Below are 23,129 nucleotides of genomic sequence, written 5' to 3'. Positions count from 1 at the left end.
AGGCGCACCCGCTTAAGCAATGCTTAATACGGACGCCGCACGCGATGAAGCCCGCTGCGGCGAACGCACTTAGAGCCTGCACTGCAGCACAAGTTCACACATTTGTCACATTTCCGCGCGACCGTCTCCCGAAAAGGCTCACCCGGCATCCCGTAAAGACTCACCTTTTTCACATCGCGGCGTCATCGACGCGTGCGAACATCGGGACGCCGGGTGCCATCCATGCCGTTTGCATCATTCATCTCAATATTTACGTCGCGAATTCTTCGAAATCGGCAACAATTAATTCCAAATGCGGCATCGCACAACGGCAACGCACAGGCATAGGATTACGAGCTTACGAGCACTCATCCACGAAGCGATCAACAACAAGGAGTCCGCATGAAACCCAGCGATGTCCGATCGAAAGCGTTTGCGATGCCGTTGACCAGCCCTGCCTTCCCGATGGGCCCTTACCGTTTCGTCGATCGTGAGTTCCTGATCATCACGTATCGCACCGATCCGGACCGTCTCCGCGAAATCGTCCCCGAGCCGCTGCAGATCACCGAGCCGCTCGTGCATTACGAATTCATCCGCATGGCCGATTCGACCGGCTTCGGCGACTACACGGAAAGCGGCCAGGTGATTCCCGTCGAATACAACGGCCAGCCGGGCGGCTACACGCTCGCGATGTATCTCGACGATCACCCGCCGATCGCCGGCGGCCGCGAACTGTGGGGCTTCCCGAAGAAGCTCGCGTCGCCCACGCTGCACGTCAACACCGACCACATCCTCGGCACGCTCGACTACGGCAAGGTGCGCGTCGCCACCGGCACGATGGGCTACAAGCACAAGGAACTCGACATCGACGAGCAGACCAAGCGTCTCGCCGGTCCCAATTTCCTGCTGAAGATCATTCCGCACGTCGACGGCACCGCGCGCGTCTGCGAACTGGTGCGCTATTACATGCAGGACATCAAGATGAAGGGCGCGTGGACGGGCCCCGCATCGCTCGAGCTGGCGCCGCACGCGCTCGCGCCCGTGGCCGACCTGCCCGTGCTCGAAATCGTCGAAGCCCGCCACCTGGTCGCAGATTTGACACTGGGCCTTGGCGAAGTCGTCTACGATTACCTGGCTCAGTAACACGTCCGCAGTCCTTTCTCCCTGTCAATCCTTTCACCACGGGAATTCGAACATGAGCAACCTGAATGGCAAGACCGCAGTCGTCACGGGCGCCGCGAGCGGCATCGGCAAGGAAATCGCACTCGAGCTGGCCAAAGCCGGCGCGGCCGTCGCGATCGCCGACCTGAACCAGGACGGCGCAAATGCGGTCGCCGACGAGATCAACAAGGCAGGCGGCAAGGCGATCGGCGTCGCAATGGACGTGACGAACGAGGAAGCCGTGAACAGCGGGATCGACAAGGTAGCCGAAGCGTTCGGCTCGATCGACATCCTCGTGTCGAACGCGGGCATCCAGATCGTCAACCCGATCGAGAACTACTCGTTCTCCGACTGGAAGAAGATGCAGGCGATCCACGTCGACGGCGCATTCCTGACGACCAAGGCTGCGCTCAAGCACATGTACAAGGACGATCGCGGCGGTGTCGTGATCTACATGGGTTCGGTGCACTCGCACGAAGCGTCGCCGCTGAAGTCGGCCTACGTGACGGCCAAGCACGGCCTGCTCGGCCTGGCCCGCGTGCTGGCGAAGGAAGGTGCGAAGCACAACGTGCGCTCGCACGTCGTGTGTCCGGGCTTCGTGCGCACGCCGCTGGTCGACAAGCAGATTCCGGAGCAGGCGAAGGAACTCGGGATCAGCGAAGAGGAAGTGATCAAGAAGGTGATGCTCGGCAACACGGTCGACGGCGTGTTCACGACGGTGCAGGACGTCGCGCAGACGGTGCTGTTCCTGTCGGCCTTCCCGAGCGCCGCGCTCACGGGCCAGTCGTTCATCGTCAGCCACGGCTGGTTCATGCAGTAACGTCCCCGCCTCCCGACAGGGAGGCGATTCCCGCATCACCGCCTATTCTCACTACTCACGATGGCGTGCCGTCCGTCGACGTCACGTCATCCGTTTCCGCCATCCATGGCGGGATTTCTCGGAGAACTGATGAAACCGCACGCCCGAACAGAAAAACAGGCTGTCGATGCGGCAGACCTGCATCACGAAGCCGGCGCACCGGCCGCCGCGCGCACGCTGCCGTACGAGACGATCGCGCTCGTCCTGCAAGGCGGCGGCGCGCTCGGCGCGTACCAGGCCGGCGTGTTCGAAGGGCTGCACGAGGCGGGCGTTCCGCTCGACTGGATCGCGGGCATCTCGATCGGCGCGCTCAACACCGCGCTGATCGCGGGCAATGCGCCCGAGCATCGCGTCGAGCGGCTGCGCGAGTTCTGGGAAACGATCTGCAAGCCGGCGTTTTTCCCGACGGTTCCGGCCGCATTCGAATTCGCGCTGTTCAACAGCATCGACCAGATCCGCACGTTCTTCACCGCATCGCAGGCCGCGAGCGCGATGATGCAGGGCCAGCAGGGCTTCTTCGTGCCGCGCTTTCCGCCGCCGGTACCGGGCGTGTCCGATCATCCGGAAAAGATCAGCTGGTACGACACGTCGCAACTGCGCGCGACGCTGCTGAAGCTGTGCGATTTCGACCGGATCAACTCGGGCGAGACGCGCGTGTCGGTCGGCGCGGTCAACGTCGGCACCGGCAACTTCGTGTACTTCGACAACACGCGCACCCGCCTCGCGCCCGAGCACTTCATGGCGTCCGGCGCGCTGCCGCCCGCGTTCCCGCCGGTCGAGATCGAAGGCGAGTACTACTGGGACGGCGGCGTCGTGTCGAACACGCCGCTGATGGAAGTGCTGCGTGCCCGGCCGCGCCGCGACACGCTCGCGTTCCAGGTCGATCTGTGGAGTGCGCGCGGGCCGCTGCCGCGCTCGATGGCCGATGTCGCCGAACGCACGAAGGACGTGCAGTATTCGAGCCGCACGCGTTTCGTCACTGACACGCTGCAGCGCGAACAGCGCTACCGCAACGTGCTGCGCCACGTACTCGACCAGGTGCCGGAAGAGCAGCGCAAGGCCGATCCGTGGTGTGTCGAAGCCGATGCGATGTCGTGCAGCAAGAAGTACAACATCCAGCACCTGATCTACCAGCAGAAGGCGTACGAGCATCACTACAAGGATTATCAGTTCGGTCTGTCGACGATGCGCGACCACTGGTCCGCGGGTCTCGACGACATCCGCAAGACGCTCGCAGTCAAGGACGGCCTCGCGCTGCCCAACAACGACTCGGGCTTCGTGACGCACGACATTCACCGCAAGCGGTAATGCCGTGCGCGACGGATCGGCGCGATGCATGCGCCGGTCCGTCCTCTTCTCCGATTCGACATGCCGATTTTTATCGCACTCTTCGCGCTCATCGCTGCCGGATGGGGCGCGGTTCACCTGTTTCACGTCATCGCCGCGCAATTCGGCCAGCCGGTCGCGATCGCGGCCGCCGTGCTCGCCGCCGCAATCCTGATCGCACTGATCGCCTGGTGGATCAAGCGCCGCCGCGACATCGCACCGAACACGAAGGAAGAAGGCTGGACCCATGTCGTGCATCGCGCGTGGGGCGAGCTGCGCGTATCTGCGACGCAAGGGCTGCTGTGGCTGTCGCACGACGGCGCGGACGGCCGCTATACGCTGTCGCAGCTCGACGGCTGCCAGGCCGCGCCGATCGGCGGCCGCTGGCATCTCGTCGTGCACGTGCGCGATGCCGTGCGCAGCGAATGGAAACTGCCGATGATGGACAAGCGCGATGCGCAGCGCTGGGCGCGCGTGCTGACGCTCGCGAAGGACAACCGGCTTTGATACGGTGCGCGGCGCGTACGCCGGTGCGCCCAGCACGACCCGCCGCGCCGGTTGTCCCGCATTCCACGCGCTATCGCGCCTTCAGCGCCCACAACGCATCGAGCACGTGCTGCGTCGCACGCTCGACCGGTCCCGCCCGATGGGCAATCCCCAGTTCCCGCCACAACGCCGGACGCAACGGCCGCATGACGATGCGCGCATCGGGTAGCGGAGCGCCGGCCTCGTGCGGCAGCAGCGTCGCGCCGTAACCCGCGGCGACCAGGCTCTTGATCGCATCGTTGTAGTTGAGTTCGATCCGCGGCTCGGGCCGATGGCCGCCAAGTGCGAACCATTCCGTCGTGAGCCGTGACAGGCGCGTGGTCGCGTCGTTGAGAATCAGCGGGCGGGCGGCCAGATAGCCGGGCGTCACGCGCGCCGGAAGCGGCCAGTCCGCCGGCAGAAAAGCCATCACCGGATCGCGCCGCCACGCACGGATCGACAGCCCCGCGACCGCCGTCTGCGGCAGCGCCACCAACCCGACATCGAGCGCGCCCTGCGCAATGCGCGCCAGCGTGTCGTGCGACGTGAGCACCGCGATCTGGACATCGATGTCCGGATGCTGCTCGCGCAACCGGGCTACCGCCTGCGGCAACAGGTGCGCGATCGCCCCGGTCGATGCGCCGAGACGCACGCGTCCGGTCAGCCCCTGCACCTGCCGCTGCACATCGTCCAGCGTCGCTTCGACCTCGGCCAGCAGGCGGCGCGCGCGCTCCACCAGCACCTCACCGATGACCGACGGCCGCACGTTTCCGCGCGTGCGGGACAGCAACGGCGCGCCGACGCGGCTTTCCAGTTCGGCAACATGAAGACTGACGGTCGGCGGCGCGAGATGAAGCACCTGCGCCGCGGCGACGAAGGACCCTTGGTCCGCGATGGCGACCAGCGTACGCAGACGGTCGAGGCTGATCTCCCGCATCCTTCCCCCTTTCGTTCAGAAAAGCTGAATCTGGCAGTCAGTAAATTCAACTTTTCCTATTCTAGGCGTTCGATGGACGATACGGTTTTACTGCCGACCGAACGCAAGGAGTGCGACCATCATGAGCGACCCGACTGTCTACATCGACGGCGATCAAGGCACGACCGGATTGCTGATCCACGAGCGCCTGCGCGGGCGCACCGACTTGCGGCTCGTCACGCTGCCGGATGCCGAGCGCAAGGATCCCGTGCGGCGCGCCGAAGCGATCAACGCAGCCGACATCGCGATCCTGTGCCTGCCCGACGCAGCCGCGCGCGAAGCGGTCGGCTTCATCCGCAATCCGGCGGTGCGCGTGATCGACGCGAGTTCGGCCCATCGCACGCAGCCGGATTGGGTCTACGGCTTTCCCGAGATGGCCGACGGGCATGCGCAGACGATTGCGCACGCGCGGCGCGTCACCAATCCGGGCTGCTACCCGACCGGCGCGATCGCCTTGCTGCGGCCGCTGCAACAGGCCGGCCTGCTGCCGCGCGACTATCCGGTGAGCATCCACGCCGTCTCCGGCTACTCGGGCGGCGGGCGGGCGGCCGTCGACGCCTTCGAATCGGCAGGCGCTTCGCACGCGAAACCGCTACAGGTCTACGGCCTCGCACTCGCGCACAAGCATGCGCCCGAGATCCAGCTGCATGCCGGGCTGGCGCACCGCCCGTTGTTCGTGCCGGCGTACGGTGCCTATCGGCAAGGCATCGTGCTCACCATACCGGTCGAGTTGCGCCTGCTCCCGGCCGGCGTGACTGGTGAGCAGTTGCATGCGTGTCTCACGCACCATTACGCCGATGCGCGTCATGTCGATGTCACGCCGCTCGCGGAAACGCAAGCGCTCACGCATCTCGATCCGCAAGCGCTGAACGGCACCAACGACCTGCGGCTCGGCGTGTTCGTCAATGCCGAACACGGCCAGGTGCTGCTGTCCGCCGTGTTCGACAATCTCGGCAAAGGGGCATCCGGCGCGGCCGTGCAGAATCTCGACCTGATGCTTGGCGCGGTGGGGGCGGCGAAAGCGGCATAAGCCGCGTGCGGACACCATCGTCGGCCGGCCCGGCACATCGCGACCGCCGATGCGTCGGTGCCTGCTGCACGCCACCGGCTCGCGACGCGATTGCGAGCCGGAAACGGGCGCCTGCCGATGTTCGGCACATCCCCCCGTAAAAGCTCACCTTTCGCCGATTTCAGGCGCTCTCGTCACCCGCTGCGGCATTCAAGCCGGCCAGCGTCTCCGCCAGAAAATCCACGCATACGCGCACTTTCGCCGATGCCGCGACGCGTTCCGGATACACGGCCCAGATGTTCGCGGGCTGGATTGCATCCGGCAGCACACGACACAGCGCACCGCGTTCGATCAGCGGCCCGGCTTCCCAGATCGAGCGCAGCACGATGCCGCGCCCGGCCAGCGCCCATTGCACGGCCACCTCGCCATGGTTCGTCGACAGCGTCCCGCCGACCTTCACCGTTGCGGTTTCGCCGCGCACGTTCAGCCGCCACACGCCGAACGGGTGATCGCGCTCCTTGATGGCAAGACAGTCGTGCGACGCGAGATCCGCGAGCGAGCGCGGTGACCCGCGCCGTGCGAGATAGTCGGGCGACGCACACAGCACGCGGTAGTTCGCGGCGAGGCGGCGCGCGATCAGGTGATCGGCAATCTCGTCGCCGATGCGCACGTCGAGGTCGTAGCCTTCGCCCGCGACATCGACGAGCCGGTCGAACAGATCGAGCCGCACATTCAACTGCGGATAGCGCGCAGTGAAGTCGAGCAGCGCCGGCGCGACGATATGCCGGCCGAAGCCGAAGCTGCTCGAAATGCGCAGCGTGCCGCGCGGCACCGTGCGCGTGGTCGACACGTCCTCGACCAGATGATCGACGTCGTCGAGGATCTTCTCGGCGCGCGCGTACACGCGTTCTCCGGCTTCCGTGACCGTCACGCGGCGCGTCGAGCGATGCAGCAGGCGCGTGCCGAGCTGCGCCTCGAGCAACGCGATGCGCTTGCTGACATAGGCGGGCGACACCGCGAGCTGCTCGGCGGCCGCACTGAAGCTGGTCAGGCGGACGACCAGGCTGAACACGCGCAGGTCGTCGAGATTCGGCGATTTATTCACGATTCGTGGAAAGTCGATTAACCTTTCGCGCGATTTTAATCCGGATGGAAATAAATAGAATGGCGCCATGATCCGCTGCGCGTCACGCCGGCAGCGGCCCGACCCACGATGAAGGAGGAGCACTCGCATGAACGACAGGACTTACCGGATCGCCGTCATTCCCGGGGACGGCATCGGCCGTGAAGTGATGCCCGAGGGCCTGCGCGCACTCGATGCCGTGACCGCACGCTTCGGCGTGCGCTTCGACTTCGTCGAGATCGACTGGGCGAGCTGCGACTACTACGCGCAGCACGGCAAGATGATGCCGGACGACTGGAAGGCGCAGTTGTCGGGCATGGACGCGATCCTGTTCGGCGCGGTCGGCTGGCCCGCAACCGTGCCCGATCACATTTCGCTGTGGGGCTCGCTGCTGAAATTCCGCCGCGAGTTCGACCAGTACATCAACCTGCGGCCTGCGCGCCTGTTCGACGGCGTGCCGTCGCCGCTCGCCGGCCGCCGCGCGGGCGACATCGACTTCATGATCGTGCGCGAGAACACCGAGGGCGAGTATTCGTCGGTCGGCGGCACGATGTTCGAAGGCACCGATCGCGAGATCGTGATGCAGCAGTCGATCTTCACGCGTCACGGCACCGAGCGCGTGCTGAAATTCGCGTTCGAACTCGCGCAGCGGCGCGCGAAGCGCCTCACCGTCGCGACGAAGAGCAACGGCATCGCGATCAGCATGCCGTGGTGGGATGCACGCACGGCCGAGATGGCCGAACGCTATCCCGACATCGCCGTCGACAAGCAGCACATCGACATCCTGTGTGCACGCTTCGTGCTGCAGCCGGACCGCTTCGACGTCGTCGTTGCATCGAACCTGTTCGGCGACATCCTGTCGGATCTCGGGCCGGCCTGTACGGGCACGATCGGCATCGCGCCGTCCGCGAACCTGAACCCCGACCGCACATTTCCGTCGCTGTTCGAACCCGTGCACGGCTCCGCGCCCGACATCGCGGGGCAGTTCATCGCGAACCCGATCGCGATGATCTGGTCGGCGGCCTTGATGCTCGACTTCCTCGGCAACGGCGCGGGTCGCGAACGCGAAGCGCACGATGCGATCGTCGCCGCAATCGAGGACGTGTTGCGCACGGGGCCGCATACGCGCGATCTCGGCGGCAACGCGGGAACGCAGGAAGTGGGCGAAGCGATCGCCGCGCGGATCGCGGGCTGACGATCACGCCCGGCGTGATCGCACGCGCCGGGCGGCGACTGCACGAGTCGGCGTGCGGTGAGCAACGCGCAATGCGTTTGCGCACTCGTAGGGATTCCGATTCGTGCGCGATGAAGTCGAGCGGTGAGCAACGTCGCGCCGCAATGCGCACGGTTCGCACTCTCCGTTGCCGGCACGAACGCGATCGGTGAGTTGCACATCATGCGCGTACACACCGATCGTCAATCCACTCCCGACCCTGTGCGATATTCGATCGGTGAGATGCATCACGCGGTGAAGCACACCGTTGCATGCCGATACGCGCTTCACACGCTGGCGACGTGTGCGACCTGTCCGCGTTGCCCGGGACGATGCCGCATCGAACGGCTTGAAACACACAGTCCGACGCGACATTTCACCTCGTCCCGAAAAATCTCACCTTTAGCGCATCGACTCCCGAATTTCCTCACCCTTGAAACCCTGTGATGCCTGCAATGATCCGTCGAGTCGACGCGCCCGTCACAGCCCGAGATCGGACAACCCCGGATGATCGTCCGGACGACGGCCGAGCGGCCAGTGATAGAGACGATCTTGCTCGCGGATCGGCAGGTCGTTGATGCTCGCGTGGCGATGCGCCATCAGGCCGTTTTCGTCGAATTCCCAATTTTCGTTGCCGTATGAACGAAACCAGTTGCCGGCGTCGTCGTGCCATTCGTATGCGAAGCGCACCGCGATGCGATTGCCGCCGAATGCCCAAAGCTCCTTGATCAGCCGGTAGTCGAGCTCGCGCGTCCACTTGCGCTGCAACAGCCCGACGATCTCGTCGCGGCCGGTCACGAATTCGGCACGGTTGCGCCATCGGCTTTGCGGCGTATAGGCGAGCGACACGCGCTGCGGGTCGCGCGTGTTCCACGCGTCCTCGGCGGCGCGCACCTTCTGGCGCGCCGTTTCGAGCGTGAACGGCGGAACGGGCGGACGGACTTCGGGGGAAGCGGACATGGGGTGCTCCTGTTCAGGTGATGGCCACGGACGCCCGCGGCCGGTTCGGATTCGCGGCTTCGACTACCGTGACACCGCGTCGAGCAGCAGTTCGGCCGTTGCGCGCGCATCGCGCGCGGCGCTTACATCGCCGGTCACGAGCGCCACGCCGATCGCGCCGTCGATCAGCACGAGCCACTGGCGCGCCAGGCGCGCGAGCCCGCGACGCTCGAGGCCCGTTTCGTCGGCATACGCATCGAGCCGCTCACGCACGAATGCCAGCAGGCGTGCCTTGTGTGCACGCGCGACGACACGCACGGGATCGTCGGCATCGGGAATCTCGCCCGACGCGTTCAGGAACGCACAGCCATGAAAGTCGGGCTGTCCGAACCAGTCGCGCAGCACGTCGAACATGCCGAGCAACTGCACGCGCGGCGCCTTGCCGCGCGCCAGCGTTGCATCGACGAACCAGCGCATCCAGCGCTCGTCGCGGCGTTCGAGCGCGGCCACCACCAGCGCTTCTTTCGATTCGAAATGCGAATAAAAGCTCTTTCGAGCCGCGCCGGATCGCTTGACGATCGCATCGACGCCCGTCGCATGGATGCCGCCCGAATAGATCAACGCTTCGGCCGCATCGAGCAGCCGGTCGCGAACGGCCGGTTCGCCGGAGGAGTCGTGAGGTGTGTTCATGGGTTTAAGGTAGAACGATCGTTCTCCATCGTCAACACCCGCATGCAAAAGCCCTGTCGACGTGAGGGCTGAATCGCTTCATGGCTGTGCGCCGCGGCCCGCCGCGTTTACGACATTTTTTCTTGAAGCGGATGCGCGACGCTCACTACACTTCGGTCACCCTGTCTGGGCGAAAGGACATCATGCAGCGACCGGAAACCGCGCGCCCCGCGCGTGCCTATGCGGCTTATGCCAAGCGGCTCGATGGCCGCGTCGTCGTGCGGCGCTTCGATCCGCGCAACGATTCGTACGACACGTTGACCGCGCTGCTGCATCGCGCCTTCGCACCGCTCGGTGCGTTGGGTTTCAACTGCCCGTGCGTCGATCAGCCGGCCTCGGCGACGCGCGAACGCGTGCTCACCGGCGAGTGCTTCGTGGCGCTCGGCAATGCGCACCTGGTCGCGACGATGACGATGCGTTCGCACGATCCCGATTCCCGCTGCGATCCGTACCGCAGCCGGCACGTCGCGACGCTCGGCCAACTGGCCGTCGATCCCGTCTGGCAGGATCGCGGCATCGGCCGTGCGCTGCTCGCATTCGCGCAACGGCGGGCCGCCGCGCGCGGCGCGACGCACCTCGCACTCGACGCGCCATACGCGGCGATCCGGCTCATCGATTTCTATCGCCGCGAAGGATTTCAACCGGTCGACGTGATGCGCTTTCCGGGACACAACTACGACAGCACGATCCTGTGCAAATCCGTCAGCATCGCGGACAGTCGCATCGTGGCCGGCGATACGACGCAGATCGAGGTCGCGCGGCACGTCGGGGCGGCGTCATGAAACACGATATGCCGAAGCGCGAAGGCGGCGACGATCACACCCCACTCACCGTCCGGCAGGCACGCGTGCGCGCGGCGCTGCGGCTGCGCGGGGTGTTGAAGCTGACGATTCTCACGATCGCGGTCGCGCAAGCGCTGGCATTCGCGTTCGAAAGCCTGCTGGTCATGACCGGTTTCGCGCCCGATGCCGCGACGGTGCTGCTGTTCCGCTTCGTGACGTGCGCGCTCGTCAGCTTCTGGCTACAGGCGGACGCGTTGCGCGCGTATCAATACGCGGCGCAACACGGGTTCGTCACCGCTCCCGTCGCGCACGGCGACCCGGTCGAGGTTGCACCGCAGTGCCCGAAACGCTGGCTCGTCGTGTTGAGTCTTCAGCTCGACCCGCGAGGGTTGAATGGTGAACGGATCAAGTAGCGGTCTGCACACCGATCGATGTCGATTGATGTCGATCGCCCCGCGCATGAGTGAGTCGCAATGCGGCGTGAAGGCTCACGGTTGATGGCGCGGTCGGCACGGCATCGCACAGGACGCGTAACGAACGACCACGCGGCAAGCCAAGAGGGAAGTGCTCGGAAGAGGGGAGCAGGTGCCGAACGGCGGGATAGCGGGAAGCGACACAACTGTCGACAGGTGAAGTGAACGTGCGATTGCAGGTCACCGATGTGCGTTCGCGCCGCGATTCGGCGCGCAAACACAGCTCCCGAATAATCTCACCTTGAGCCGAGATTCGCGCGTTTCGATCGCGAAAACACAGACGTAAAACAAAAACGGGGCAGGCGGCGAACACGCCGCACTGCCCCTGCGGCGCTCAGGCCGTCCAGTCGAGAATCACCTTGCCGCTTTCGCCAGACAACATCGCGGCGAAGCCCTTCTCGTAATCGTCAGCCGCAAAGCGATGCGTGATGATCGGCGACAGGTCGAGGCCGCTCTGCAGCATCGCGACCATCTTGTACCAGGTCTCGAACATCTCGCGGCCGTAGATGCCCTTGATCTCGAGCCCCTTGAAGATCACCTGGTTCCAGTCGATCGCCGTCTGCGCGGGCGGAATGCCGAGCAGCGCGACCTTGCCGCCGTGGTTCATCGCCTCGAGCATGCTCGTGAACGCGCTCGGCACGCCGGACATTTCGAGGCCGACGTCGAAGCCTTCGGTCATGTGCAGATCGGACATCACGTCGCGCAGCGACTCGCGTGCGACGTTGACCGCGCGCGTCGCGCCCATCTTGCGTGCGAGCTCGAGCCGGTAGTCGTTGATGTCGGTGATCACGACGTTGCGCGCGCCGACGTGCTTCGCGATCGCGACGGCCATGATGCCGATCGGGCCCGCACCGGTGATCAGCACGTCTTCGCCGACGAGGTTGAACGACAGCGCCGTGTGCGTCGCGTTGCCGAACGGATCGAAGATCGACGCGAGATCGTCGGAGATCTCCGGCGGAATCTTGAATGCGTTGAACGCCGGAATCGCCAGATACTCGGCAAACGCACCTTCGCGGTTCACGCCGACGCCGACCGTGTTGCGGCACAGATGCCGGCGCCCCGCGCGACAGTTGCGGCAGAAGCCGCACGTGATGTGGCCTTCGCCGGACACGCGATCGCCGATCGCAAAGCCGCGCACTTCCTGCCCCATCTCGACGATCTCGCCGACATATTCGTGACCGACGTGCATCGGCACGGGAATCGTCTTCTGCGCCCAGTCGTCCCACTTCCAGATATGGATGTCGGTGCCGCAGATCGCCGTGCGGCGGATCTTGATCAGCACGTCGTTGTGGCCGACTTCGGGACGCTTCACGCGCGTGAGCGTGAGGCCGGGGCCACGTTCGAGCTTTGCCAGTGCTTTCATGATCGCGCCTCCGTCAGATGATGCCGAGCGACTTGCCGACGCGCACGAACGCGGCGACCGTCTGGTCGATCTGCTCGGGCGTATGCGCGGCACTCATCTGCGTACGGATGCGCGCACGGCCACGCGGCACGACGGGGAACGAGAAGCCGATCACGTAGACGCCTTCGTCGAGCAGCTTGTCGGCCATGTTCGTCGCGAGCTGCGCGTCGCCGAGCATCACCGGGATGATCGGATGCGCGCCCGGCACCAGCGTGAAGCCCGCTTCGGTCATCTGCTGGCGGAACCGTGCGCCGTTTTCGCGCACGCGCTCGCGCAGCTTCGCGCCTTCGTCGCTGCCGAGCAGTTCCAGCACCTTCAGCGATGCCGCGGCGATGCTCGGCGTGAGCGTGTTCGAGAACAGGTACGGGCGCGAGCGCTGGCGCAGCAGTTCGATGACCTCGCGACGCGCGGCGACATAGCCGCCCGATGCGCCGCCGAGCGCCTTGCCGAGCGTGCCCGTGATGATGTCGACACGACCTTCGACGCCGCAGTGCTCGGGCGTGCCGCGGCCGTGGGTGCCGATGAAGCCGACCGCGTGCGAATCGTCGACCATCACGATCGCGCCGTAGCGATCGGCGAGATCGCAGATGCCTTTCAGGTCGGCAATGATGCCGTCCATCGAGAACACGCCGTCGGTCGCGATCAGCTTGTGGCGCGCGCCCGCTGCGTCGGCTTCCTTGAGCTTCGCCTCGAGGTCGGCCAGGTCGTTGTTCTTGTAGCGGAAGCGCTTCGCCTTGCAGAGGCGAACGCCATCGATGATGCTCGCGTGGTTCAGCTCGTCGCTGATCACCGCGTCGTTCTCGTCGAGCAGCGTCTCGAACAGCCCGCCGTTCGCGTCGAAGCAGCTCGAATAGAGGATGCTGTCCTCGGTGCCGAGAAATGCGGCCAGCGCGCTTTCCAGTTGCTTGTGCACGGTTTGCGTGCCGCAGATGAAGCGCACCGATGCCATGCCGAAGCCGTCCTGGTCGAGGCCGGCCTTTGCCGCATCGATCAGGCGCGAATCGTTCGCCAGACCCAGATAGTTGTTCGCGCAGAAATTGAGCACGCCGGCACCGCCGGCGAGCCGCACGTCCGCCGCCTGGGGACTCGCGATCTCGCGCTCGGTCTTGTAAAAACCGTCCGCGCGGATCTGGTCCAGCGTCCCGCGCACCTGGGCGAGAAAGGCATCACGCATCGCAAAGCTCCTGACAGGGTTTCGCATTCCGCAACGCGCCACTCGTGGCGGCGGCGCAACGGCCTGCTACTGTTATAGTCGGTCGTTCGGTTGACCGCATTTATCCGATATTCCGAACTAAAATTCGAAATATCGAACAACTCTAAGCGAACGGAATCCAAATGGCAAGTTCCTCCGGTTCGCGGCGCACGCCTGCCAGCGCCGCACCGCAACCGCCGGCCGCAACGCCGCCACGTGTCGGCGAGCAGATCCAGCGGCTGCGCAACGAACGCAAGCTGACGCTCGACGACCTGTCGCGCGCGGCCGGCGTATCGAAATCGATGCTCTCCGAGATCGAGCGCGACAAGGCCAACCCGACGATCGCCGTTGCGTGGCGGCTGACGAACGCGCTCGGCATCACGCTCGACGAGCTGTTCTCGCAGCCGAAGGCACCCGAGACCATTCGCGTGGACGGCCCGCACGACATCCCGACGCTCGCCGGCCATGACGGCCGCTACCAGTTGCGCGTGTGGGGCCCGATCGACCTCGCCGGCAAGTTCGAGTGGTACGAGCTGACGCTGCCGAGCGGTGGCGCGCTGATATCGAACGCCCACGAGCCCGGCACGCGCGAGCACCTCACCGTGCTGCAGGGCGCGATGGAAATCGAAGCCGCGGCGGCCAGCCGGCGCCTGAAGGTAGGCGACACCGCGCGTTACCCGGCCGACGAGGCGCACGCGATCCGCAATCCCGGCAAGGCCGAGGCGCGGGCATTGCTGATCGTGATACATCGCTGACGTCGCGGATAGCTGGCCAAAGGGCCAATTGCAGGCCGGTTGCGGAAAACACTGTATGTTTGTACAGTATACGGACATTCCGCCATGCATGGGCCGGAGCTGGCGCACCGAGGCGCCCGCCCGGTCGACAGGAGCCTGCAATGACAGAAGAACAAGATTTGGCCGCGCTCAGCTTCAAGGCTGCCGCGCACGACCTCGAGCTGATCGTCCGGCATATCGCCGGGCGCTACATCCACCAGCGCGTCCCGCTGACGTGGCGCCTGTTGCACGCCATCGAGGCCGAAGCACTCGCCGATCTCGGCTTTGCCAGCCGGCACGAGGCCGGCATGCGTCAATTGTTCGAACGGCAGTTGGACATGACATTTCCCGAAACGGACGATCCGATCGACTTCGGGCGCTCGAATGCGCTGCCTGCCGTTTTTTCGTTCGCGGTTCTCGCGTACGAAGCAGCGGCAAAGTCGTCGCTCGACACGGCGCCGCACGAGCGTGCGCACCGCCCGTCCAAGGCGTGGGGCGACTGACTGCCCGCCCGGGCTACCGCGCACGGTGGCCTTGTCCAGCCTCTTGCAGCCCGAAGCGTTGCGGAAAGGGCTACCATATACGCAACTAACGGAATAAATCACATGTCCCTTCCCGCCTCTCCCGACACCCCAGCACGCCCGGAAGAAACGGATCTGTTCGACCGCGGCGCATCCGACTGGATCATCTCGCCCGAAGCCGCATTCGATGCATGGCTCGCCATGCAGGACTATCGCCGCTCGTCGGCCGACGTCTATCGCGCACAATGGGGCGCGTTTCTCACATGGATGCGTGCGCACCAGAAGAATCTGGCAACCGTCGATACCGCAACCATCGCGAACTTCGTCGGCGAACTGCCGATCCGGAAAACCCAGCGAATGCGCTATTTGCGGCTGATCGAGCGCGTGCTCGACCACATCCGGCGCACCGAATATGCATCGACCAACCCGGCCCGGTTCATTGCTCAGGATGGCGAAGCGAACTGGCGCAAGGCACGCGACAACGAACCGACCGGTTTCCTCACGCCAGCCGAGCGCGCGACGTTGCTCACTTACCTGTTTTCGCCGATCGGCGTATCCGGTTCCGCGTACTGGAAGGAGCGGCGCGACCGCGCGCTCGTCGCCGCATTTCTCGGTGCCGGCATCAAAACCGGCGAAGCTCGCGCACTCACGATTAGTTGCATCAATACGAGTGGAACGTCGCTGCAGATCGAGTCGACGCATCCGGATTTCGCACGCGAAACGCACCTGGCATCGTTCGCGATCGCCCTGCTCGAAGCCTGGCTCACCGAGCGCAAGCGCCAGGAAATCCCTGGCGAACTCGTGTTCCCGGCATCCCACGCCGGGCGACCGATGCACAAGGCGACGATGCTGCGCGCCATCGACGCGATCGTCGAATCCGCCGGGCTCACGTCGTCGCGCACCGCGCGCGCGAGCCCGCAAACGCTGCGCAATACCTACGCGGCCGAACTGTTCGAACACGACGTGCCGCCCGAACGGGTCGGCAAATGGCTGGGCTTCATGCGGCCGATCTCGTCGAACCGCCTGCATCGCGCATGGAAAAACTGGCGCGACGGTCTGGCCGACAGCAACGGTGACGCGTCCGACCGCGACGAAACTCACTGATCGCCAAACGGCTGCTCACGCGAAGCGATCCGTGAGCAGCCTTGCGTGGCGCCGCCTCACCGTTTCACAGCTCCCGAAAAACCTCACCTCAAGCTCCCCGGATCGTCTCACCTGTGCCGCGCAGCCGATCCTGGCATCACCTGTGTGCAAAGTGCGCGACGGCTTCGAATCGGGACGGCCATGCGCCCGAAGCGTGTTCGCACTCGGGGCAGGCCACTTCAAAACCCTCTTCACCATGTGACAGTTCCGGCTCGCCATCGCAATGCGGGCAATGGGCCGGCACCGGCGTGTCGTGATCCAGTGAGGTGCCGATCGCGGCAAACGCCTCGGCATCCAGTTGCCCCGCATCGGCGAGGCGGCGGATCAGCGTCGCGATTTCCGGATTCATGCCGCGGCTCGCACGCAGCGAACTCACCTCGCGCGTCGCCCGTTCCAGTTCATCACCTTGGCTGCGCAACTGTTCTTCCAGCCGGTCGGCGCGGGCCTTGGCCGAACTCAGTTGCTGCAGGAAATCGAATTCCTTGCGCTGAACGTCGCGCAAACCGCTCTGATAGGTCGACGCCATGCTGCGCAACGAATCCAGCTCGACCAGCATCGGCTTGACGCGGCGTTCGGCTTCGGCCACCGCGTCCTTGATTTGCTGCGCGTAGTGCTCGGTGCGCTGCTGCAGTTCGGCTTGCAGCGCATCGATACGGTCGCGCAGCGTGGCGTTCTGCGCCTGCTCGGCTTCGACACGGCCGGCGGCGGCAGCCAGTTCCTTTTCCAGTCGAGCGACTGTGGTGAGCAACGTCGCTTCGCTGGCCGAACCGTGCGTCGTTTGCGATGCGAGCTGGACCTCGAGTTCGGTCACGCGAGCCTGCAATTGCTCGTTTTTCGCTTCGCCCCGCGCGAGTGCGCCCTCGAGCGTCTCCTGGCGGACGGTTGCGTCACGCAACCGCTGTTCGGCGTCGGCAACGCCGGCGCGAACCTGTTCGCGATCGCCATCGAGACTGTCCCGCGCCGCTTTCAACGCTTCTTCATAGAGTGCGCCGAGCAACGCACCGGCCTTTTCCTCGACGGCCTTCGGGATCGCGGCACCGTCGAGCCTGACTTTGGACGCTGAACGGATCCGTTCCCAGAAATGGTCGATGTCTTTCGGGATATCGCTGGCACTGCCGGTTTGGGTGAGATCGCGGACGTTGGCAGCCGACGGCCGGATGCCGAGATCGAAGAACAGCCGCTTGCATGCGTGAAGAGACAATTCCTGCCGTCGCGCACCGCTCGCGCGCAGCGATTCCAGTTCGTCCCGAATGGCTTGACGTATTTCGTCCAGGGTCATCGCTGTGCTCACAGACATTGAAGTGTGGCAATCATAACGAAATACGTATTTATTGATACTTGTTTCGGCTCGACGTTGTGAATTTACGTCGTATCGCACAGAAATCGGGTCTGTGAGCCAATCCGGACGACTGTGGTCCAGGATTCCGTGAAACAAAGCGAAGAAAGTCAGCCAAGTCCTTGTCGCACAAGCATTTTCCCGCAGACCCCGAATTTCGGCATTTGTTTCACATGATCACGGATCCGATTGCCTGTGGGGGTTCAGGGGTTGAGGTGTCTGTGGAAAACTCATCAGCCGATGTCTTGAGAGTATTAGAAGTAAACACCCTTGAACCCTTAGTTAAAAACGTTAACGCCACGGCACAGCCTTATGCTGCAAGGCTTTCCGGCCGACAAGGTGAAGTTTTACGGGAGCCAAGGTGATCTTCTGCGGGAGCTGACGTGATGGGGTTCAGGGACCAGCGTGAGCCGTTGCAGGAAAGGTCGTGAGCGGATTCGGGATCACAGTGAAACACAAGATTTCCCAAAGGTGAGGCTTTTCGGGGCCTCACAGCCACAGAACCCGCGCTGTGCCTGACTGCACAGTTTTCTGCCTGTGCAGACATAGGTGAGAATTTGCAGGACCTTCTTCACGCCCCGATTCTGACCATCTTTTAGGCAGTTTCAGTGAAAGGTGAGGTTTCACGGGACTCCAGGGCGGTTTGGTGTGAGGATTTCCGGGAAACGAACGCCATTTTGCACAGCAAAAGCACGCTTGGGGGCCTGTGATGGCCTAAAGGTGAGGTTTTTCGGGAGGGAAATCCGGGTTTTCCTGCCCGGATCCCGTTGAGGTGAGATTTTTCGGGGCCTGGATCACAGGCTGCGATTCGGGCCACAGGTGAGTCTTTCCGGGAATGGAATTTGCCCGAAAAATGGTCAAAGGTGAGGCTTTTCGGGATCGATGAGCTGCCGAATTCGCCGAAAAGCCCGCCAGGACTGGAAGAAATCTCGTTTTTGCTGTGCCTCTTTTTGGTTCAGGTGAGATTTTTCGGGGGCTGACACAGCGTTGTCGTATGAAGGATTTCCGTCGAAAGGTGAGGCTTTTCGGGGGATGTCAGTGGCGCACAGCTAAATGCCTTCTGTGCATAAGTATCGGATCGCATTGGGTTTTTTGATACTGCGACAGTTACGGTGAGGTTTTTCGGGAGCCATTCCGTTGCCTGTGAAGGCACAGCGATTTTTCCGGAAGGTGAGCTTTTTCGGGAGGCGCTGATAGCGAATCCCGCGCGTGTCGGGCATTCGTCGACAACGAGACGAATGAACACACTGTGCTCGAGGTGAGTATTTTCGGGACCTGACACGGTTTGTGCACTGTACAATGCGCGCCCGGGCCGGCACAGCAGGCCCGATCGGGGTGCGCGGGCCGGTTTCACAGGCGTCTTCCGGGATGCCGAGCCCGATCGCGATCTCCCGATGAGTCGCGCCTGTACATGCATACAGGCCGATGTGGGTCGATCGGGAGCCGCGGTGAGGTGGGATCGCAACCCTGTGCCGAACGCACAGCTGCGCAGTCGTAAAATTACGACAAATCGAAAGGTGAGCCGATACGGGAGCACATTTCGCACGTATCGTGCACAGGTGAAATTCTGTGAATCGGTGCATCCCGCAGCACGTCTGGACGAGTCCGGAACGCTGCAAATCCGGAGCGGTGAGGGTTTTCGGGAGCGCCTGGGGTGAGTGCCGTTTTGCACGCGCACTTCACCCGCTATGGTGAGCATGTCGTTCTGGACGCACTTCACCGCAGGCGCTATCCTTCCGGAAAACTTCTCCTCCGACCCGACGTATGGCCACGACGAAGCGCGCCAAGAAAACCGATGTGGATGTGGTGAGTGCCAGTTCAGCCGAATTGCGGAAGGCCGTCGAGGCGATCGCAATTCAGCCGAAGAGCGGCAAGATCACGCTCCTCACTCGCAAGCTGTTCAATGTCCTGCTGGCCGTGGCGCAGCAGGCCGACGACTCGGGCGATACGTATCGCGCGCTGCTGTCGGACATCGTCGCCAACTCCGCTTTCGATTCGAACGACACCGCGCTGGTGAAGGAACACTTGCGCCGTATGGTGTCGGTGCAGGTCGAATGGAGCACGGGGACGTCCAGCCAGAAGCCGGGCCGCAAGTGGGGGATCTCGACGCTGATCGCCGATGCGGAAATTCTCGAGGATCCGGCGACCCGCCGCGTGTGGGTCGAATTCTCGTTCGCACCGAAGATCAAGAAGAAGCTCCTCGACCCGGTCCAGTATGCACGCCTGAGCCTGCAGTTCCAGAGCCAGCTGCGCAGCAGCGCCGGCCTCGCGCTGTACGAAATCTGCGTGCGCTACCTGACGAACCCGAGCCACCTGACGATGCGCGAGCCGTGGGAATGGTGGCGGCCGATCCTGTCGGGTACGCCCGACACGGAAGCCGGCGACGAGGCGAAGCGCGAGTACAAGTACTTCAAGCGCGACTATCTGCGTCCCGCGATCGCGGAAGTCAACGCGGTCACCAACATCTTCGTCGAGCTGATCGAGCACCGCGAAGGGCGCCGGGTGGCGGAGATCCAGTTCCGCGTGACCGAGCGCAAGCAGCCGATGCTCGCACTCGACGAACACCCGAACGTGTTCGACAGCACGCTGGTCGACCGGATGGTGAAGCTCGGGATCCCGCTGAAGGAAGCGCAGACGCTCTATGCGGACAGCGAAGAGAATCGCATTCGTGCCGCGCTGCAGATGACCGAGCAGCGGATGCGCAGCACGACGCTGCCGCCGGTGCGCAGCGCGCCGGCATTGTTCAAGGATGCGTTGAAGAAGGGTTATGCGCCGCCGGTCGAGTCGGTCGACGCGCTGCCTGCCGGCACGCCGTCTGCGAAGGTTGCCGCGGCCCAGCCGGACGATCTGAAGGCACGCCTGCTGAGCGAGTTCGCGGCGTTCCGACGCAAGGAAGCGAAGGTACTGTACGAAGAGCAGGGCGACGCCGAGCGCGAAGTGGCGCGCGAGTCGTTCGAGTCGGAGGTGCTGCCGACGATGGGCACGCATCTGCGCGATGACTGGCGCAAGCGCGGCCTCGATTCCAAGCTGGCCGAGACGGCGTTTTTCGACTGGCTGGCCCAGAAGACCTGGGGCGAGCCGACGGACGGCGATCTGCTGTCGTTCACGCTGAACCAGTCGCGGGCCGCCTGAGGCCCGCTCAGGCCCGCTGACGGGCCGCCGCCGGCCCCGCCCTCAGTTGCGGGGCCCGGCGTCCTCACCAGGCCCTGCCGGCCGTTTCCGTCACTCCGACAACAGCATCCGCTCGAGCTGCTCGAGGATCGCGTCGCGCTTGTCCTTCGGGAGACCGCGCAGGCGCAATTCGATGCGATCTTCCCCATACGACTTCAGGTCGCCGACCGCCTTGCCGCCGAGCTTGATCTCGAGACGCTGCGCATAGCGTTGACGGCCCGCAGCCTTCGGCGTTTCCTGTGCCGCGACGCGGCCCTTGACGATGTCCGACACCTGGCGCGTGCTGAGATCGTCCGACACGATCTTGTTGATCAGCCGCAGCGTGGCCTCGGTGCCGCGCGCGTTGTGATAGCGGCCGACCTGATACGCCATGTTCGAACCGAAGCGATCAGGGCGCGCGACCATTTCCTGCATGATCGCTTCCGGCAGCTTGCCGATCGACAGCGCGACGGCCACCGTCGATTCGTCGAGGCCGAGGTGCTCGGAGAGTTCCTTCTGGCTCTGGAAATGCTTGTCGTCGAGGAAGCGGCGCCACACGACGGCGTTGTCGAACACCGTCTGCGAATCGCGCTGGACGTTGAGATCGTAGCCGAGCTTGTAGCTCTGGATGCCGATCGGCACGTCGATCACGATCGCCTTGACCGATTCCTTGTTCGCTTCCTTCAGTGCCCGCACGCGGCGGCCGCCATCGCTGACGAAGTACGTGCCCGGGTTGTCGTAATCCGGAATCACGTGGATCGCCTGCTGCTGCCCTTGCTTCGCGAGGTTGACCGCGAGTTCGGCAATCGACGATTTCAGATAGAAGTGCCGCGGATTGAACGGGCTATGCTTGATCGCCTTCAGCGACAGCTCGATCACCTGCCCCGGCGCATAGCGGTTCTCGAGGCGCCACGCGCGATATTGCGCCGTTTCATCGATCGACGGATCGAGCGTGAGCTCGGGCGCGGGCGGCGGCGCGATGTCTTTCTTCGCGGATTTGGTCGGCGCCGGGGTGGGCGCCTCGGACTTGACGATGCCGTCGATCGCATTGAGTCGATCGAGCGCCGTGCGCTTCTCGCTCGTCGTGATATCCGGGCGCGCTTGGAATCCTTTGGCAAATTGGGAGGGTTTCATGTGACTCCTTTGTGCGCATAAAGTCAGGGCAGCATGGCGACGATTTCGTCGGCGCATGCGCGAATTTCTGCGGCGGCCAGCTTGCCGCCGCGATCGTTCATCTGCAGCACGGTCTGACCGAGCGCCATCGCCTGCTTGTACGCTTCCCGGGTCGGGATCTGCGTCTTCAGCAACGGGAAGCCGAGTTCCTCGAGCGCGCGCTTGAGCTCGCGGGTCAACATGCGCTTCTCTTCGGTCTTGTTCAGCAGGAAGACGGCGCGGAGGTCTTCGTTCATGACCTGCGCCTGCTGGATCAGTTTGACCAGCCCGACGCTCGACCAGTAATCGGCCGGCGACGACGACGTCGGAATCACGGCAATCGATGCGGCCAGCAGGACGACGCCCGATACTTTCTCGGTGATCGACGGCGGGCAGTCCACGACGATGATGTCGTAGTCGTTGATGAACTTCTTGATCTCGCGATGGATCTGGCCATCGGCTTCGGCCAGGTTGACGACCGGAAACGGAATGCCGGTTTCGCTGTCGCCGGATGCGCTCGACCAGTGAACCAGGGTGTTTTGACGGTCTGCGTCGATGACGAGGATGCGCTTCCCTTTTTCATGGAACGCGGCACCGAGGTGCATGGCAATCGTGCTTTTGCCGACGCCACCTTTCTGTTGAGTGACTGCAATGATTTCCGCGGCCAATTTTCACTCCTATTTTGGTCGTTGGAATTCTACAGGACGATATTTGAATTTCAATGAAATTGTCGTTCGACAACTACGCGTTGGCCATTCGGACTATCGGTTTATGCGCATAAACGTACCGGCGATGACCGCTGGTTCGATGGGATGGTGTGGCGGACGCGTGAAACGTCGATGGGTGACTCGGAGGTGTCATCACGTATGGCGTTGTCGGGGTGAGTAGCGAGTTGCCGCAGGATTGCGGTGCACTGCCCTTTCGTTCGATAGGGCAGTCTTGCCTGAGAGGCGGGAAGTTTGTGCGCATAAACCCCCGGGAACCGAGCTCGTCGATCGTGCCGTGCGACTGGAAGGCCGGCGTTTCAGAGAGTGAGTGGTGAGCGGTGTGCTCCGCCGGGGGACGCACGGTCGAGGTGTACCACTGAACCTGCGTACGTCGGCACGGCGCACTGTCTGGGCGCTACGTTTATGCGCATAAACCGTGAGCGATAGACGGCGAGCGGCGAAGGATCACATCTCGACCGCGCCGGAATCCCATGCGCGGTGATATCCCCTGCGAGGGAGCACATCGACGCAGGGCAGCACATCGACACAGGCAGCACATCGACACAGGCAGCACATCGACACAGGCAGCACATCGACACAGGCAGCACATCGACACAGGCAGCACATCGACACAGGCAGCACATCGACACAGGCAGCAC

The 23,129-nt window shown here is 63.9% G+C and carries 21 protein-coding genes; 12 read left to right on the top strand and 9 right to left on the bottom strand.

Annotation, left to right across the window (positions count from 1 at the left end; all coding sequences use genetic code 11):
- The first annotated feature begins 381 nt into the window (after positions 1-381).
- The 4 genes from G3N61_RS01020 (at position 382) to G3N61_RS01005 (ending at position 3,832) form a co-directional block, all read left to right on the top strand.
- Positions 382-1,122, top strand: a complete 741-nt coding sequence (locus tag G3N61_RS01020) for an acetoacetate decarboxylase (protein ID WP_043186208.1) — start codon at positions 382-384, stop codon at positions 1,120-1,122.
- Positions 1,123-1,174: 52 nt separating this feature from the next.
- On the top strand, positions 1,175-1,960 hold the full coding sequence (locus tag G3N61_RS01015; protein ID WP_205821121.1) for a 3-hydroxybutyrate dehydrogenase: 786 nt from the start codon (positions 1,175-1,177) through the stop codon (positions 1,958-1,960).
- 129 nt (positions 1,961-2,089) lie between these two features.
- Entirely contained in the window at positions 2,090-3,307 is a 1,218-nt protein-coding gene (locus tag G3N61_RS01010; RefSeq protein ID WP_043186213.1) for a patatin-like phospholipase family protein, read from the top strand.
- A 60-nt stretch (positions 3,308-3,367) separates the two neighbouring features.
- Positions 3,368-3,832, top strand: coding sequence for a hypothetical protein (locus G3N61_RS01005; RefSeq protein ID WP_043186497.1), 465 nt, complete (start codon positions 3,368-3,370; stop codon positions 3,830-3,832).
- Between the two features lie 70 nt (positions 3,833-3,902).
- Here G3N61_RS01005 and G3N61_RS01000 read toward each other — a convergent pair whose 3' ends face one another.
- Complete coding sequence (locus G3N61_RS01000; protein ID WP_205821120.1) at positions 3,903-4,787, bottom strand: LysR family transcriptional regulator; 885 nt, start codon at positions 4,785-4,787, stop codon at positions 3,903-3,905.
- 121 nt (positions 4,788-4,908) lie between these two features.
- On the opposite strand from G3N61_RS01000, the gene argC reads away from it, so the two are divergent.
- Positions 4,909-5,856 carry an N-acetyl-gamma-glutamyl-phosphate reductase gene (argC, locus tag G3N61_RS00995; protein WP_205821119.1) on the top strand — a complete coding sequence of 316 codons (948 nt, stop codon included), beginning with the start codon at positions 4,909-4,911 and terminating at the stop codon, positions 5,854-5,856.
- 160 nt (positions 5,857-6,016) lie between these two features.
- Here argC and G3N61_RS00990 read toward each other — a convergent pair whose 3' ends face one another.
- Positions 6,017-6,940 carry a LysR substrate-binding domain-containing protein gene (locus G3N61_RS00990; protein WP_205821213.1) on the bottom strand — a complete coding sequence of 308 codons (924 nt, stop codon included), beginning with the start codon at positions 6,938-6,940 and terminating at the stop codon, positions 6,017-6,019.
- Positions 6,941-7,067: 127 nt separating this feature from the next.
- Here G3N61_RS00990 and G3N61_RS00985 point away from each other — a divergent pair, with 127 nt between their 5' ends.
- Complete coding sequence (locus G3N61_RS00985) at positions 7,068-8,153, top strand: tartrate dehydrogenase (RefSeq protein ID WP_089451534.1); 1,086 nt, start codon at positions 7,068-7,070, stop codon at positions 8,151-8,153.
- Between the two features lie 498 nt (positions 8,154-8,651).
- On the opposite strand, the gene G3N61_RS00980 is transcribed toward G3N61_RS00985, so the two are convergent.
- Positions 8,652-9,131: a nuclear transport factor 2 family protein gene (locus tag G3N61_RS00980; protein WP_043186223.1), complete on the bottom strand. Its 480-nt coding sequence runs from the start codon at positions 9,129-9,131 to the stop codon at positions 8,652-8,654.
- Positions 9,132-9,194: 63 nt separating this feature from the next.
- On the bottom strand, positions 9,195-9,800 hold the full coding sequence (locus G3N61_RS00975; protein WP_089451535.1) for a TetR/AcrR family transcriptional regulator: 606 nt from the start codon (positions 9,798-9,800) through the stop codon (positions 9,195-9,197).
- Positions 9,801-9,982: 182 nt separating this feature from the next.
- Between G3N61_RS00975 and G3N61_RS00970 the strand changes: the two genes are divergently transcribed.
- Both G3N61_RS00970 and G3N61_RS00965 read left to right on the top strand, forming a co-directional pair.
- Positions 9,983-10,621, top strand: a complete 639-nt coding sequence (locus G3N61_RS00970; RefSeq protein ID WP_089451536.1) for a GNAT family N-acetyltransferase — start codon at positions 9,983-9,985, stop codon at positions 10,619-10,621.
- Entirely contained in the window at positions 10,618-11,034 is a 417-nt protein-coding gene (locus G3N61_RS00965) for a hypothetical protein (protein WP_205821118.1), read from the top strand. The genes G3N61_RS00970 and G3N61_RS00965 overlap by 4 nt, the downstream gene beginning before the upstream one ends.
- Before the next feature lie 394 nt (positions 11,035-11,428).
- Here the strand turns inward: G3N61_RS00965 and tdh are convergent, their stop codons facing one another.
- A complete protein-coding gene (tdh, locus tag G3N61_RS00960; RefSeq protein WP_011356765.1) occupies positions 11,429-12,457 on the bottom strand; it encodes an L-threonine 3-dehydrogenase in 1,029 nt (342 codons plus the stop codon).
- A 13-nt stretch (positions 12,458-12,470) separates the two neighbouring features.
- On the bottom strand, positions 12,471-13,670 hold the full coding sequence (locus G3N61_RS00955) for a glycine C-acetyltransferase (RefSeq protein WP_089451538.1): 1,200 nt from the start codon (positions 13,668-13,670) through the stop codon (positions 12,471-12,473).
- Positions 13,671-13,831: 161 nt separating this feature from the next.
- On the opposite strand from G3N61_RS00955, the gene G3N61_RS00950 reads away from it, so the two are divergent.
- From G3N61_RS00950 to G3N61_RS00940, 3 genes are all read left to right on the top strand, one after another.
- Positions 13,832-14,443 (top strand): XRE family transcriptional regulator, encoded by a 612-nt coding sequence (locus G3N61_RS00950; protein WP_205821117.1) that lies wholly within the window; start codon positions 13,832-13,834, stop codon positions 14,441-14,443.
- 140 nt (positions 14,444-14,583) lie between these two features.
- Complete coding sequence (locus G3N61_RS00945) at positions 14,584-14,964, top strand: DUF2471 family protein (protein WP_043186236.1); 381 nt, start codon at positions 14,584-14,586, stop codon at positions 14,962-14,964.
- 102 nt (positions 14,965-15,066) lie between these two features.
- Entirely contained in the window at positions 15,067-16,086 is a 1,020-nt protein-coding gene (locus tag G3N61_RS00940; RefSeq protein ID WP_175023559.1) for a tyrosine-type recombinase/integrase, read from the top strand.
- 136 nt (positions 16,087-16,222) lie between these two features.
- Here the strand turns inward: G3N61_RS00940 and G3N61_RS00935 are convergent, their stop codons facing one another.
- Positions 16,223-17,404 (bottom strand): DNA-binding protein, encoded by a 1,182-nt coding sequence (locus G3N61_RS00935; RefSeq protein ID WP_043186242.1) that lies wholly within the window; start codon positions 17,402-17,404, stop codon positions 16,223-16,225.
- Positions 17,405-19,225: 1,821 nt separating this feature from the next.
- Here G3N61_RS00935 and G3N61_RS00930 point away from each other — a divergent pair.
- Complete coding sequence (locus tag G3N61_RS00930; RefSeq protein ID WP_043186245.1) at positions 19,226-20,593, top strand: replication initiation protein; 1,368 nt, start codon at positions 19,226-19,228, stop codon at positions 20,591-20,593.
- 90 nt (positions 20,594-20,683) lie between these two features.
- Here G3N61_RS00930 and G3N61_RS00925 read toward each other — a convergent pair whose 3' ends face one another.
- Positions 20,684-21,745 carry a ParB/RepB/Spo0J family partition protein gene (locus G3N61_RS00925; RefSeq protein ID WP_043186247.1) on the bottom strand — a complete coding sequence of 354 codons (1,062 nt, stop codon included), beginning with the start codon at positions 21,743-21,745 and terminating at the stop codon, positions 20,684-20,686.
- Between the two features lie 23 nt (positions 21,746-21,768).
- Positions 21,769-22,431, bottom strand: a complete 663-nt coding sequence (parA, locus tag G3N61_RS00920; protein ID WP_043186252.1) for a ParA family partition ATPase — start codon at positions 22,429-22,431, stop codon at positions 21,769-21,771.
- Positions 22,432-23,129 lie beyond the last annotated feature (698 nt).

The sequence above is a fragment of the Burkholderia sp. Ac-20349 genome, from assembly GCF_017104865.1.
GTDB lineage: Bacteria > Pseudomonadota > Gammaproteobacteria > Burkholderiales > Burkholderiaceae > Burkholderia > Burkholderia aenigmatica.
Note: the sequence above shows the minus strand (reverse complement) of the source record. Positions and strands in the feature narration are given on the sequence as shown.

Excerpts from the sequence above, each read along its gene's own strand:
- G3N61_RS01020 (WP_043186208.1), top strand. The coding sequence starts at position 382 with ATGAAACCCAGCGATGTCCGATCGAAAGCGTTTGCGATGCCGTTGACC.
- G3N61_RS01015 (WP_205821121.1), top strand. The coding sequence starts at position 1,175 with ATGAGCAACCTGAATGGCAAGACCGCAGTCGTCACGGGCGCCGCGAGC.
- G3N61_RS01010 (WP_043186213.1), top strand. The coding sequence starts at position 2,090 with ATGAAACCGCACGCCCGAACAGAAAAACAGGCTGTCGATGCGGCAGAC.
- G3N61_RS01005 (WP_043186497.1), top strand. The coding sequence starts at position 3,368 with ATGCCGATTTTTATCGCACTCTTCGCGCTCATCGCTGCCGGATGGGGC.
- G3N61_RS01000 (WP_205821120.1), bottom strand. The coding sequence starts at position 4,787 with ATGCGGGAGATCAGCCTCGACCGTCTGCGTACGCTGGTCGCCATCGCG.
- argC (WP_205821119.1), top strand. The coding sequence starts at position 4,909 with ATGAGCGACCCGACTGTCTACATCGACGGCGATCAAGGCACGACCGGA.
- G3N61_RS00985 (WP_089451534.1), top strand. The coding sequence starts at position 7,068 with ATGAACGACAGGACTTACCGGATCGCCGTCATTCCCGGGGACGGCATC.
- G3N61_RS00980 (WP_043186223.1), bottom strand. The coding sequence starts at position 9,131 with ATGTCCGCTTCCCCCGAAGTCCGTCCGCCCGTTCCGCCGTTCACGCTC.
- G3N61_RS00975 (WP_089451535.1), bottom strand. The coding sequence starts at position 9,800 with ATGAACACACCTCACGACTCCTCCGGCGAACCGGCCGTTCGCGACCGG.
- G3N61_RS00970 (WP_089451536.1), top strand. The coding sequence starts at position 9,983 with ATGCAGCGACCGGAAACCGCGCGCCCCGCGCGTGCCTATGCGGCTTAT.
- G3N61_RS00965 (WP_205821118.1), top strand. The coding sequence starts at position 10,618 with ATGAAACACGATATGCCGAAGCGCGAAGGCGGCGACGATCACACCCCA.
- tdh (WP_011356765.1), bottom strand. The coding sequence starts at position 12,457 with ATGAAAGCACTGGCAAAGCTCGAACGTGGCCCCGGCCTCACGCTCACG.
- G3N61_RS00955 (WP_089451538.1), bottom strand. The coding sequence starts at position 13,670 with ATGCGTGATGCCTTTCTCGCCCAGGTGCGCGGGACGCTGGACCAGATC.
- G3N61_RS00950 (WP_205821117.1), top strand. The coding sequence starts at position 13,832 with ATGGCAAGTTCCTCCGGTTCGCGGCGCACGCCTGCCAGCGCCGCACCG.
- G3N61_RS00945 (WP_043186236.1), top strand. The coding sequence starts at position 14,584 with ATGACAGAAGAACAAGATTTGGCCGCGCTCAGCTTCAAGGCTGCCGCG.
- G3N61_RS00940 (WP_175023559.1), top strand. The coding sequence starts at position 15,067 with ATGTCCCTTCCCGCCTCTCCCGACACCCCAGCACGCCCGGAAGAAACG.
- G3N61_RS00935 (WP_043186242.1), bottom strand. The coding sequence starts at position 17,404 with ATGACCCTGGACGAAATACGTCAAGCCATTCGGGACGAACTGGAATCG.
- G3N61_RS00930 (WP_043186245.1), top strand. The coding sequence starts at position 19,226 with ATGGCCACGACGAAGCGCGCCAAGAAAACCGATGTGGATGTGGTGAGT.
- G3N61_RS00925 (WP_043186247.1), bottom strand. The coding sequence starts at position 21,745 with ATGAAACCCTCCCAATTTGCCAAAGGATTCCAAGCGCGCCCGGATATC.